Source organism: Chloroflexota bacterium (assembly GCA_026706485.1).
GTDB lineage: Bacteria > Chloroflexota > UBA11872 > UBA11872 > UBA11872 > JAJECS01.
Map to the genome: position 1 here is coordinate 36,761 of JAPOYR010000013.1, position 13,427 is coordinate 50,187.

General features: G+C 66.8%; 7 protein-coding genes. 5 read left to right on the forward strand and 2 right to left on the reverse strand.

Translation table 11 applies throughout. The features are described 5' to 3' along the window. Window positions 1-327 precede the first annotated feature (327 nt). The 4 genes from OXG79_13730 to OXG79_13745 all read left to right on the forward strand — a co-directional run bounded on the left by OXG79_13730 (window position 328) and on the right by OXG79_13745 (window position 8,273). On the forward strand, window positions 328-2,832 hold the full coding sequence (locus OXG79_13730; GenBank protein ID MCY3784823.1) for a PQQ-dependent sugar dehydrogenase: 2,505 nt from the start codon (window positions 328-330) through the stop codon (window positions 2,830-2,832). A gap of 333 nt (window positions 2,833-3,165) precedes the next feature. Further along, a complete protein-coding gene (locus OXG79_13735; GenBank protein ID MCY3784824.1) occupies window positions 3,166-5,448 on the forward strand; it encodes a hypothetical protein in 2,283 nt (760 codons plus the stop codon). 79 nt (window positions 5,449-5,527) lie between these two features. Beyond that, window positions 5,528-6,697, forward strand: coding sequence for a mandelate racemase/muconate lactonizing enzyme family protein (locus OXG79_13740; protein ID MCY3784825.1), 1,170 nt, complete (start codon window positions 5,528-5,530; stop codon window positions 6,695-6,697). 94 nt (window positions 6,698-6,791) lie between these two features. Beyond that, window positions 6,792-8,273: a M81 family metallopeptidase gene (locus OXG79_13745; protein ID MCY3784826.1), complete on the forward strand. Its 1,482-nt coding sequence runs from the start codon at window positions 6,792-6,794 to the stop codon at window positions 8,271-8,273. Between the two features lie 166 nt (window positions 8,274-8,439). Here OXG79_13745 and OXG79_13750 read toward each other — a convergent pair whose 3' ends face one another. Further along, a complete protein-coding gene (locus tag OXG79_13750) occupies window positions 8,440-10,071 on the reverse strand; it encodes a hydantoinase B/oxoprolinase family protein (protein ID MCY3784827.1) in 1,632 nt (543 codons plus the stop codon). Continuing rightward, complete coding sequence (locus tag OXG79_13755) at window positions 10,068-12,137, reverse strand: hydantoinase/oxoprolinase family protein (GenBank protein ID MCY3784828.1); 2,070 nt, start codon at window positions 12,135-12,137, stop codon at window positions 10,068-10,070. Before OXG79_13755 ends, OXG79_13750 begins: the two co-directional genes overlap by 4 nt. Before the next feature lie 101 nt (window positions 12,138-12,238). On the opposite strand from OXG79_13755, the gene OXG79_13760 reads away from it, so the two are divergent. Then, window positions 12,239-13,339, forward strand: coding sequence for an exo-alpha-sialidase (locus tag OXG79_13760; GenBank protein MCY3784829.1), 1,101 nt, complete (start codon window positions 12,239-12,241; stop codon window positions 13,337-13,339). The last annotated feature ends 88 nt before the right edge of the window (window positions 13,340-13,427 follow it).

Genomic DNA, 13,427 nt, shown 5'->3' on the forward strand with positions numbered 1-13,427 from the left:
GCCACGGCGGTGCCCACCGATGTGGGCCCCCTCCGGCTCGCGGGGGCTGACATGACGGACTCCCTACTCTTGCGCCGGACGATTCACCGGCTGAGAGTCGATGAATGCCTGTTGATCCGACCGTCGTTTCCGGCCTGCCGCACCTCGCCGTCGGTCGCCGTGATGGCGCTTCGCGACGGCGGAGCCCCCGGAGTCCGCTGCGCGCGCAGACTATAGACTGGCAAGCCCGGCGGCTTTCGTATCCCAGACGGTGGCAGTCCACGTAGCGCTTGCGGGAGTGATGTGAGGCACGGAGTACTGGTCCGTGCGTTGCCGGGTATCGCGCTTGTGGCTGCCGCGCTGGCTGCCCTGCTGATCGTGCTTGCCGTGGACACTCCAAGCGGCGAGTCCGTGGTTCCCTTGGAGACGACGCCGACTCCGGTGCCCCCGCCGGAACCGGCGGTCGAGGCAACGCCTGACCCGGATGACGCATCGCCCCCGGAAACCATGGTTGAAATGGGGAGACGGATGTACGCGCTGCACTGCGCCGTGTGTCACGGGGAAAACCTCGAAGGAGGAATCAGCCCGTCGCTTGCCGGACCCGAGCTGTCCGATCGCTATGCCACGGCACTCGACCTCTACGACTACATCCGCAACCGCATGCCCGCCGGAGGCGTTGGCCCCGGGGGCCTCATCGATCCCGAGTATCTCCAGATCACCGCGTTCATGCTTAACCAACGCGGCGTGTTGGCCAGTGATGTCGAGCTCACGATTGATCTGGCCGACGCGACCCCGCTGGAGCCGACGGACACATCACTGTCGGCCGTCGTCGCATTGCCGCCACCACCGCCAGAATCAGCGCCGGTTCTCACGCCCGCGGCCAGCGGCAATACGCCGCCGCAACTGCCCGCCTTGGTTGAGCCGGCGACGGTGCTGCTTCGCGACGGACTTTCGCCAGTCTTCGTCACGCTGCAGACGGGGCCGTTTGTCGACGCGGACCCGGACGATCGGCACACGGCGACAGAGTTCGGAATCTGGGAGCTGGGCGGCTTTACTCGGGTTTGGACCGCCCTGGTGACGGCCAACCCTCTCGACCAAGCGACGCTTGAGCGCGGGGTCTTCGAGGGTTCCCTCGCAGGGCGAATGAGCCTCGACCATAAGACGACCTATGCCATCCGTGCGCGCCATCGCGATTCCAGCGGCGACCCGCTGAGCGAGTGGTCGGCGTGGTCGGACCTGTGGATGGTGGTGACGGCCAAGCACGATAACCCGACTGCCCGGCCGATGCGGTTGCGTGACATCCAGACGCACAGCCTTCGCTGGCAGGCGGACGACGGCAGGCCGGTCGCGCTGACGACCGGCGCCACGCTGCTGATCACCAGCCCGATCAGCGGGCTGCATGAAATCTCCGGCGCCGCCACGGGCAATGTCGTGCGGGACTTCGAACCGGCCGAGCGCTATGCCAGCGTATTCTTCAGGTTTGAGGCTGGCCCGGATGGCCTTGAGGTCCCCGCATCGGAGCTGTCGTTCCTCGACGCGACGGGAGTGCGGCGGATCGCGTGGCTGCCCTGGCTCAAGCTTGATCCAGGCGCCGTGCTCATTGCCGCGCCGACGGCCACGGGCGCGTTTCACTTTGAGGCGGACGATACACCGCTGGGCCTTGCTGGCACCGAGCCCAAGCTGTTTTCCCACTCCCAGGCCCGCGCGCCGGCGGTGCCCTGGCGCGTACGTGAGGGATTTCGCGTCGAGTTGGTGGCGGAAGGATTCAACCTGCCGGTGCTGCTGGCACCGGCGCCATCGCCATCCGACGCCCCGGACGCGCCCGTGGCCTACGTCACCGAGCTCGCCGGCGCAGTCAAGGCGCTCGGACGGGACGGTTCGGTGTGGACGTATGCGTCGAACATCCTCGGTGAGCAGCCGTGGGCGCCGATCACGGAGTTTGAAGGCGAAACCGGAACGATTGGAATCGCGGTCGATCCCCAGACTGGCGATGTCTATGTCACGACCACGTACCGCTCCGGCGACGAGCTTTACAACAAGATTGTGCGCCTCGAGAGCGACGACGGCGGCCGCACGGCGGCGCGCGCTGTCGACGTGCTGCGCATGGAGGGCGAAGCGACGGAACCTTCGCACCAGATTCAGGGGCTGCTATTCGGCCACGATGACCGGCTGTACGTAGCGGTCGGCAACGGGGCGGTTCATTCCACCCGGGGACTTGACAACGCCTACTTTGGCGGCAAAGTGCTTCGCCTGAATCGGGACGGCAGCGCGCCGCGTGACAATCCCCATTTCGACCCCGCGCAACCCGCAGCGCCGGTGTCCTATCAGTGGGCGAAGGGGCTGCGCAACTTCGTCGCGCTGGCTCAGCGCCCTGGCGACGGTGCCATCTATACGGCAGAGAACGGCGATCACGTTGACCGCCTGCTGCGCGTGGAGACGGGGCAAAACTATGGCTACACGGGGACTGACCGCAGCCTCCTGCAGCGTGGATTGTGGTTCTTCGAACCGGCCATTGCGCCCGTTGGCGTTGCCTTTGCTGTCGACGGGGCATTTCCGGCGGACCGTCAAGGCAATCTATACGTGGGCGCATTCGGGCCGGAGCCCCATAGCTTCGTCCGTGGGACCGTTGACAATGGCAAGGCAATTTGGGAAATCAAGCTGGACGCCGCTGGGGCGGTCGTGGGGCGTCCGACGATATTCGTGAAGTATGTCGGCGCTGGCGTGGCGCCGATTACGGGCGTGGCCTACCTGGCCGACGGGTTGTATTTCTTGGAATTCACTGCCGACATGCCGCAAGGGGTGAACCCGGAGCCCGCCGGTCGACTATGGCGCGTCGTGCCGCTCGCGGGCTGAGTCCGAGACGAGGCTGGAGGCGTGGGCGACCGACGCTGCACAGCGCGCGATCAGCGCCGACTCACGTGCGAGGATTTCGCCGAACGACGTCGGAGTCGCCGTTGCGACCTCAGAGCGGTTGTTCAGAGTCTGCATGGAGGGTTAGGTCTCGCGAGGTGTTCGCAGATGTCTCGTGAGTGCGGTCGGCTGTTCCACGCCTCGACAACACTGTGACAGCCGCTCGCTTCGCTAGGATGTGGTTTCCTGCCCCTCAAGTTCTCGGAGGGTCGTTGCGGCTTTCGGCGCGCGAGTTCGCCAGGCATGAAGCCGGAGCACGATGGAGCTTGGAGTTCCGTGCGCGTCTCTGACGGTACAGACCCAATAAGAGTCGCGCTCGGCCGGGCACGCGATCCCCGCACCCACTCGTTCGTCATCGCGCTGGCGCTCCTTCCCTGGTTGGCCCTGCTGGGCTGGCTGGCGAGCGTTGGGTGGTTCATCACCGACGACGCCTTCATCAGCTTTCGTTATGTGCGCAACCTGCTCGACGGGCATGGCTTGGTCTTCAATCCCGGCGAGTACGTGGAGGGCTACACCAACTTCCTGTGGGTGCTCGAGCTCGCCGCGATCTGGCGCGTGCTAGGCATCCGGCCGGAGGACGTGGCCCAGTGGCTGTCGGTGATCTATACCGTGGGCACGATTGCCGTGATGCTGTGGTGGGTAGCCCGGATGCCGTTTCTGCGGCATCGCGGGCTGGTGGCCTGGATGGCGCTGGGGTTGATCGGCAGCAGCGCGACGTTCGCCGTGTGGACCTCGGGCGGCGGGCTGGAGACGCGGCAGTTCACGTTCTTCGCCCTGGTTGCGGTGGCCGCCTTGAGCGTGTTCGGGGCCAACCGCTGGGCGCTGCTGGCGGCCTCGTTGAGCCTGGCCGCCGCGGCGTTGACGCGGCCCGAAGGCCTGCTCGTGGCGGCTTGCTGCGTCGGCTGGTTCGTGGCGCACCGGTGGTTCACGGCGCGAAAGTGGGACTGGCGCGGGACGCTGGCTTTGGCCGGCCCCTTCGTCGTGCTGATTGGCGGGCACTTTCTGGCGCGGTATCGGTACTACGGCGAATGGCTGCCGAACACCTACTACGCGAAGCACGTGGGTCCGTGGTACGAGTCGGGGTTTCGGTATTTGTGGGCCGCGGCGATGGAAACGGGGCTGTATCTGCTGATCCCGCTGGCAGTGGTGGCGCTGCGGGGTCGGTGGCGAGAGCACCGGGATGGAATCTATGCCCTGGTGCTGCTGCTGGTGGGAACGCACATGGCCTACCTCTTCGAGATCGGGGGCGACTACTTCGAATACCGCCCGATGGACCACTACTGGCCATTGCTGGCGGTGCCGGCGGCGGAGGGTGTCGTGCGGGTGGGTGCGTGGTTGTCGAACTCATTGCGGCAGTTGTCCCGGCGCCTGCGGTGGGCCGGTCCTCGGACGCTGGCGGTCGCGCTTTTCGTACCGCTGCTCTTTTACGCCAACGCCCTTCAGGCAGCACTGCTATTCGAGGGCAAGGCGGTGGCCAAGCTCGATGGCAGCCAATCTCTGCAGATCGCGCTTGGAAACCAGAACACGGCCTGGTTGTTGGCCGCGCCCGGTATGCCGGTGTTGGTGGCCGTCTCCAACGACCTGCGCTCAGAGTCCGAGAAACGGCTGGTGGGCCTCCGAACGCATCAACGCAGCCACCATGCCCATAGAATTCGCAAATGGAAGCCTTACGAAGACTTCTCCGGTCAGGTTATCCCCAGCGATGCGGTGACGGTCATGGGAGCCGTCGGGATTGCCCCCTATTTCGTGCCAACGTTGGAGGTGGTCGACAGCTTTGGACTAGTCGATGCGACGGTCGCCCGCAACCCGGTGACACCGACCGACAGCGAGCGGCGAGTTGCTCACGACCGCAGTCCGCCGCCGGGCTATCTGCAGCGGCGGGGGGTGAACATCCGGCTCCATTCGTCCGTTGCAACCGAAGCCGAGGCACTGGCTCGGGCCAACTATGCGGTCGAAGTTGGCCCAGGAATCTGGATGCCGTTTGACGCCTACGATCACGCGTGGGCGAACGCCCGATTCGGCGACTTAGGTCTGCGAGCCGAAAACCGCTTCTCGCAGGACGACCCGGCCGGCAATCGCGTGATCAAGGACGACGTGCGCTACGTGGGCGAGGAGTTTCTCGGGCGCTTCGAGGACCGGGGGTTGGATGGCTGGCGACGCGAGAGCAAAGCGGTCACCAATCACATTCTGGGTCCCTTCTACGACCGCGTGTACCCCGTTGAAGGGCACGTGGGCCCTGGGTTTCTCACGACGTACTACCCGGGAAAATGGGAGCGCACGGGGGAGGCGTACTCGCCGGTATTCACGGCGAGAGACGATCAATACCTGATGTTCCTCATCGCCGGGGAACGGCATGACTTCGTGGGCCTGCGCCTGCTGGCTGATGGAGAAGAAGTGGCCGTTTGGCGCGGTGACAACTGGAGGGCCTTTGAAATGGTGATCTATCCCTTGCGCCAACTCGCCGGCAAAGAGCTGCAGCTGGAAATCTTCAACCACGAGATTGGCGACCGGCCGCGCCTGATGCTCGATCATGTGATGCTGGTTCGACGGGAATCATGAGTCAGTCTGAGGCTGGCGCTTGGGGGCACCCACGATGCGCATAACGGAAATCCGCTCACTCCTTCACCATCCCGCGCGATTGACGCTGATTGAGGTTCACACGGATGCGGGAATCGTGGGGCTAGGGTCCACGGCGTCCCCGCCGGGCATGATCGACGCGATCATCGAAGATCCCAGCGATGGGCTGGGCCTTTTTGTGGTGGGACAGGATCCTACCGATCCCAAGGCGCTGTGGCGGCGGATGGTTGAACGTTGGCCGGCGCAGCGGGGACGGGCCGATCACAGCGGCTTGCAGGCCAACGCCATGGGGGCCATCGACATGGCGGTGTGGGACATCGCCGGCAAGGCCGCCGGCAAGCCGGTGCACGAGCTGCTGGGCGGCGCTCGCCGGGACCGCGTGCTGGCCTATGGCTCCGCGTCCACGATGTTCTACGCCGCAAGCAAGAAGAGCGACGAGACGGAGCGTGAGCGCGAGCTGCGGCACAAGTCGCCGGAGGAGATCGCCAGCGAGTGCACGACGCTCCGCGAGCAGTGCTTCAAGGCGGTCAAGTTCGGCTGGGGCGACGACTTTGACGACGACGGAATGGCCAAGCTCGCCGCGGCCCGCGAGGCGCTGGGGCCCGATGTCCGCCTGAGTGTCGATTTCGGCTGCCCCGCCTACTTCGACCCCGATTGGACTGTTGCGGACGCCATTGCCGCCGCCCGTAAGCTCGAAGCGTACGACGTGTACTTCTTCGAGGAGGCCTTGCACCCATTGGACGTGGACGGCTTCGCCGAGGTGACCGCGGCCACGTCCGTCCACATCGCCACCGGCGAGAGCCTGACCACGACCGAGGAGTTCGAGCCATTCATCCGGCGTCGCGCGCTCGATATCGTCCAGCCGGACGCCGCGCAGATGGGGATCACGCAGACGCTTCAGGTGGCGCGCGACGCCGAGGCCGCGGGCATGATGTGCGTGCCCCACGGCCCGTGGACGGTCTTCACCGTCACCTGCCACACGCAGATCCTGAGCGTGGTGGGCCTGGAACCCATGATCGAATACCCGGCGCTGGTCAGCTATCGCGGTGAGGGCCTCATCACGCAACGAGCCACGGCACTGGCCAACTACGAGCTCGTGGAGACGCCGCCCGAGCTGGTGGACGGGCACGTGATGCTGCCGCAAGGTCCCGGCCTGGGCCTCGGCGACTTGGTGCCGGAAGCCGTGGAGCGCTATCAGGCCCTGATGCACGAGGCGGCATCGGCGTCTTGACAGCGTGGTGTTGATTCGGGCGCATTTGGCTCAGCGGCCGATACCCGCCGGCTCGCGTACCATCGCATCCGATCACCGGCACTCTTGAGGCGCCATGCGCATCGCCACCGGCACCATTGCCCACGAATCCAGCACCTTCACGCCGATTCCCACCCCCTACGAAGCATTCTCCGAAGGTTCGGCCCTTGGCATCGTGCGCGGGCAGGAGATCCTCGAGGCGCACCGCGATACCAACCGCGAGCCTGCCGGCTACCTGGACAGCGCCGAGGAGCGCGGATTCGATCTCGTAGGGCTGCTGTGGACCGCGACGCAGCCATCAGGCCCAATCGAGGCGTCGGCGTGGAGTCGTCTGAAGGGCGAGTTCGTCGAACGCTTGCAGGCCGCCATGCCGGTCGACGGCGGACTCTTCGACCTGCACGGCGCGATGGTTGCGGAGGGCGTCGAGGATGCCGAAGGCGACCTGCTAGAGGCCATCCGCGAGGTCATGGGGCCCGACCGGCCGATCTTCGTGACGCTCGACCTCCACTGCAACATCACGCCGCAGATGGTCGAGATGGCCGACGTCATCATCCCGTGCGACAACTTCCCGCACACCGATCTGCGCGAGCGCGGGCGCGAGGCCGCCGACCTGATCGTGCGCACGCTGCGGGGTGAGATTCAGCCCGCGATGAGCTGGACCCAGCTGCCGCAGCTCTGGGTGGCGGGGCAGTTCACGGGGCTGCAGCCGTTCAAGTCGATCATCGAGCGGGCTCACGAGCTGGAGGCGCAACCGGGCATCCTCACGGCCTCCGTGGCGCCGGGGTTCACCTGGGCCGACATCGAGCACGCCGGGTCCTCGGTGATCGTCATCGCGGACGGCGACCAGGCGCTGGCCGACCGCGAGTCGCGCGCGCTCGGCGAGTGGGTGTTCGCACAGCGCGGGCACTTCGACGCACACATGGTGAGCTTCGACGAGGCCGTGCAGACCGCGCAGGCGATGGACAGCTGGCCGGCAGTGATCTCGGACCCACAGGACAACCCCGGCGCGGGAACGCCCGGCGACTCCACCGGCATGCTGCGGGCGTTCCTCGAGGCCGACCTTCAGAACGCACTGCTGGCCTGCATGTGGGACCCCGAAGTGGCGGCGGCCGCGACGGTTGCCGGAGTCGGCGCTGAGCTGACCGTCGAGGTGGGCGGCAAGTCGATCGCTACCCAGGGCGCGCCGGTGCCCATCACCGCGACCGTCGAGCACCTGTGGGACGGCCGGTTCACCATCGAGGGCCCGATGCATGCCGGCATCCTCGAGGATTACGGCCCAACGGCGGTGCTCCGGCGCGGCGGCGTGCACGTGGCCGTGATGACCGAGCGCAGCCAGATCTATGACCTGGAGCCGATTCGCCAGATGGGATTCGACCCAGCCTCCCTTCGCTGGATCGGTCTCAAGTCCATCAATCATTTTCGGGCCGCGTTCTCGCGGGTATCGGACAGCATTCACCGGGTCGAGTTCCCCAGCTGCCAGCCGCACGACGCGCGCAAACTGCCCTTCAGGCGCCTGCGAAGGCCAATCTGGCCGCTCGACGAGGACGCGAGGCTTTAGCCAGCGGGCGACGACCGGCGATCCATTCCGGGATCTGGAAGTGTCATACCGAAACGCAGTGAGGAATCCGAGGACGCTGCGCCTGCTCCCCATCTCTTAGATTTCTCGCTCCACTCGAAATGACAGATCGGTGCCATCGCAAGCCAAGTGCTCGGGCGGGGACGAGCTAGATCTTTCCCTCCCTGCGGTCTCGCTCGATGAAGTCCGGGTCACGCTCGGCCGGATCGCCGTAGCCGCCGCCGCCCGAGGTCTGCATGGAGATCACCTCGCCGGCGGCGATCGGCATGTTGGAGACCTTGTTCGGCAGCCGGCGCTCGTCTTTGGTGTCGGGATTCAGCACGTAGCGACCCGAGACGCCGGGCTCACCGCCCAGCATGCCCAGCGGGGCGAACTTGTAGTGATCGCCCAGCAGGTTCAGCCGGGCGCCCTCAACGAGCACCCGGATGTCACGCCGCAGACCCAAGCCGCCCCGGAACTTTCCCGCCCCGCCGGTGCCTGGGAGCAGGGAGTAGTGCTCGACGCGCAGGCGCGGATTCGACTCCACGACCTCGATCGGCGTCGTCGCCAGGTTGTGGACGTGGGCGCTGTAAGCATCCAATCCGTCTGACGTGGGCCTCGCTCCCCAGCCGCCAACCTCGATTTCGAAGTGAACCCAGGGCGCGCCGGTGTCGGGGTCGAAGCCGCCGATATTGCAGATGTTGCTCGCGCCGTAATAGCCGGCGGTGACCCGGTCGGGAATCGCCTGCACCAACGCCTGCATCATGGCGTCGACGATCCGGTGGCAGGTGGTGACGCGGCTGGCAACCGGCGCCGGCGGCCCGGCATTCACCAGCGATCGCTCCGGCGCCCGGACCGTGATCGGTCGGCGCCAGGCGTCGTTCTTGGGAATGTCCTCGCCGATGGTCGCCATGGCCACGTACATGACGCTGCTGCGCGTCATTTCCATCGTGGCGCTTACCGGTCCGGCGGGTTGCGGCGAGGTTCCGGCAAAGTCCACCTCAAGCGCGTCGCCGCGACGCGTGACGGTGGCTTCGATGCGCAGCGGATCGTCCGTGATGCCGTCGTCGTCCACGTGGTCGACGCCGCGGTAGGTGCCTTCGGGGATGAGCGCCAGCCGCTGCCGCACCTGGCGCTCGGTGCTGTCGAGGATTTCGGCCATGGCGGCGCGGGCCGTCGCGGGGCCGTACTCGTCGGCTAGTGCGTGCAGCGTCGCCTCTCCGAGCGAGGTGCAGGCCCACATGGCCGTCAGGTCGCCGCGGAGCTTTTCTGGCTCTCGCACATTCAACAGGATGAGCTGGAGCAATTCTTCATTGAGCTCACCACCGCGAATGATCTTGCTGGGCGGAATGCGCAAGCCTTCGTGATAGATCTCGGTGGCGGAGGCCAAATACCCACCGGCTGCGCCGCCGCCCGTGTCCAACATGTGGCCGATGGCGCCGGCAAATCCGATCAGCTCGTCGCCGCTGAACGCCGGCCGAAATACGATGTAGTCTGGCAGGTGCTGGGCCTCGCAGGCGTAGGGGTCGTTCAGGAGCACGACGTCGCCCGGCTGCCAGTCGTAGCCGGTGCGGATGAGATATCCCATCGGCGCGGACATGGTCATCATCTGGAACGGAATCTGCGACGACTGCGCCACCATGCGGCCTTCCGCGTCGAAGATAGCGGTCGAGTAGTCCAGGACCTCGCGGATCACCGTCGAAAACGAGCTCTTCCAGAGCGTGACGGCCATCTGCTCCGCGCCGGCCACCAGGCGGTTTCGGATGAGCGCGAGCGTGATCGGGTCGACGGCGGCGCTCATGTCGGTGCGACCTCAAGCACGATGTCGCCCGTCGCGTGCACGTGGGCCGATGTGGCGGGCGGCACCACCAGCGTCGTCTGGTCTTGAATGATCAGGGCCGGGCCGTCGATTTGGTCGTCGCGGCCGAGACTCTCGCGTGCAAACACGGGCGCGTCGTGGCTATCCCCGGCCCAAATCATCGGCTGAACGCCGAGTTGGCGCCGGGCCAGCGGCTCCGCCGGGAGCGCAAGTTCGGTCGAGCCGGGACGTACCGTCCGGGCCGTGATGCTGGCGCGCAGCGTGACCCACTCGATCGGCGCGCCTTCGTCTCGATGCCCGTGCAGCCGTGCGTGCGCTCGGTGGAATTCGCGACCCACCTGGCGCCGCATGTCGCCATCGAACGCCGCCGGCTCGTCGAGCCACACCGGCACCTCGTAGGCCTGGCCGGTGTAGCGAGCATCGACGCCGAGACGGGCGCCAATTGCCTGGTCCTCGAATCCGGCTTCACGCAGCTCGCGCACGCCTTGGTCGCGCATGTCGGCGAAGCGAAGCTCCACCTCGGGAAGCTCGAGCTCGGTTTCGGCGCTGAGCATGGCGGTGGAGAAGTCGCGGCGAGCTTCGGCCACGAGCAGGCCGCGCGCCGACTGCACCCCGGCCTCCGGCGGAATCACGACCCGGTTGCAGCCAAGCTCGCGCGCGAGGTCCGCCGCGTGCATGGGTCCGGCCCCGCCGAACGCCACCATCACGAACTCCCGCGGATCGTGACCGCGCGCCACGGAGACGAGCTCCAACGCCCGTCCCATTTTCGCGCCAGCAAGCGCCAGGATGCCCTCCGCCGCGGGCTCGACGCTCATGCCCAGCGGGCCGGCGACGTGTTCGGCCACCGCCCGCCGCGCGGCGTCAACGTCCAACTGGATATGACCGCCGGCAAACCGATCGGGCCGCAGGCGACCGAGCACGGCATTGGCGTCGGTGGTCGTGGGACGCGTGCCGCCGCGGCCGTAGCAGGCCGGCCCCGGCTCCGCGCCGGCGCTGGCCGGACCCACGTAGAGCGAGCCGCCGGTGTCCACGCCGGCGATCGAGCCGCCGCCGGTGCCGATCTCGACAAGATCGATCACCGGGGTGCGAAGCGGATAGCCGGTGCCGAAGCCTCCGTGCACTCCCCCGCCGATCTCGTAGTCGTTGTTGATGGTGACGTGACCATCGCGGATCAGGGTGGCCTTGGTGCTGGTGCCGCCCATGTCGAACGAGATCACGTTGGACGCTCCCAGCCGCCTTCCGACCTCTGCGGCGGCGATCACCCCCGCTGCCGGTCCTGACTCGACGATCGAGGCCGGTTCGCGGGCCACCGTGGCGGCGGGCGCCATGCCGCCGCTCGATTGTATGACCGAGAGCGGTGCGCTGATGCCGCGCGTCGTGAGCCGGGAGTCGATGTCGCCGATGTAGGTCGCAACCCGCGGCAGAACCGCCGCATGCACCGCCGCCGTGCTGAAGCGCTCGTACTCGCGATACTCGCGGCACACGGCGTGACTGGCGACCACCGGCAGGCGCGTCTCGTCCGCAATGACGGCGGCGGCCTCCCGCTCATGCTGCGGGTAGCCGTAGCTGTGCAGAAACGCCACCACGATCGCCTCGGCCCCCAGGTCCTTCAGTTGGTGGGCGGCGCGCACCACGTCGGCCACGTGGAGGGGTTCGACGATTGAACCGTGGGCGCCGATGCGTTCGCGCACCTCCAGCCGCCGCTCGCGCGGGATCAAGGCTGGAGGCTTTTCCAGAAATAGGTTGTAGAGGTCGCGCCGCTGGTGACGCCCAATCTCCAGCACGTCGCGAAAGCCTTGGGTCGTCACCAGGCCCAGCCGCGCCGTGGTTCCCTCCAGCACGGCGTTGGTGGCGACGGTGGTGGCGTGGACGATCTCGCGGATCTCCTTCACGCTGGAGGCGGCCTGCCAACGGTCGAGCACGTCCATGAGGCCTTCCGCCGGATTGGCCGGCGTGGTCAGGACTTTGGCCGACCAGGTGCGCCCGTCGTCCGCCACGGCGAACAGGTCAGTGAACGTGCCGCCGATGTCGATGCCAACGCGAGTCAATCTGCTGTCCGCCGCGTGATGTCGCAGGGTGGGATTGTAGTCGCGACCCGCCTGGATACCGGCCGCCTATACTCGGCACAGGCGACCCCCGGAGACCGCTTGTGATCGAGGTCATCGAGTCCGGTCTCGTCTTTCGCAGCCCGGAATCGCAGGCGCCGCCGCTGCACACCTGGCACCCGACGGCTGTCTTGCTCGACTCGGGTGAGTTGGTAGCCGCCTTCGACATCGCCGACCATGCCGAGAGCCTGGACTACGCGACCTACATCGCTCGTTCGACCGATGAGGGGCGCACGTGGTCGGCGCCGGCCCGCATGTTTCACGACTCCGTTGAAGGCCGGGTGACCAGCTTCGCACGCATTGCCCGCGTGGGGCCCGATGAGTTGATCGCGACCGGTGCTCGCGCCCACCGTAGGCCCGACGACGACAGCCTGGTGAACCGCGACACGTTGGGGTTCGTGCCGGTCGACCTGATCGTGCTACGCAGCGCCGACGGCGGGCACACGTGGAGCGGCCCCGAGACCATCGAGCCGCCCCTTGAGGGACCGTCGTTCGAGATCTGCCACGCGGTGATCATGCTGCGCGACGGCCGCTGGCTGTGGCCTACGGCGACCTGGAAAGGCTGGGACGGCGACGCGCCGAATGGCATGAAGGCCATCGCGCTCGTCTCGTTCGACCGCGGTGCGACCTGGCCAACCTATTTCGATGTCTTGGACCAATACGACCGCCACGTGTTCTCGTGGGAGCAATCCGTCGTGGAGCTTCCCGACGGGCGGCTTTTGCAGGTCGCGTGGGCCTACGACGAAATCTCGGGACACAGCGAACCGACGCCCTATGTGATTTCGGCGGATGGCTGGAAGTTCTCGGAACCACGGGCTACGGGCTTGCGGGGGCAAACCACCAAGCTTCACGTATTGGCGGACGGCACGGTGCTGGCGCTCTACCGGCGCGACGACCGTCCCGGGCTATGGGCTCAGCGGGTCCGCATCGACGGCGAAATGTGGGTCAATCTGGAAGACCTGGCGGTCTGGCAGGGCGCGCCGTCGGGCATGGCGGGCGAAGGCGCCGGTGCGGACGAGCTGGTGGATCTGCAGTTCGGTTTCCCACAGATGCTCTCATTGCCCAACGGTGACGTGTTTGCCGTCCTTTGGTGCCAGGAAGACGGCATCCGCAACATCCGCTGGTTCCGCATTCGCGTGACTTAGATTCACGCCTGCCAGGAATTGGCGGCGACCGATCCGTGCGACGCCCATTGGACGAGCCCAGGGTGAACCGATTGGCTAAGGCGCCTGG

What these genes read in the sequence shown, in the direction of transcription:
- OXG79_13745 (MCY3784826.1), top strand. Translation starts at nt 6,792, where the DNA reads ATGCGCATCGCCACCGGCACCATTGCCCACGAATCCAGCACCTTCACG.
- OXG79_13750 (MCY3784827.1), bottom strand. Translation starts at nt 10,071, where the DNA reads ATGAGCGCCGCCGTCGACCCGATCACGCTCGCGCTCATCCGAAACCGC.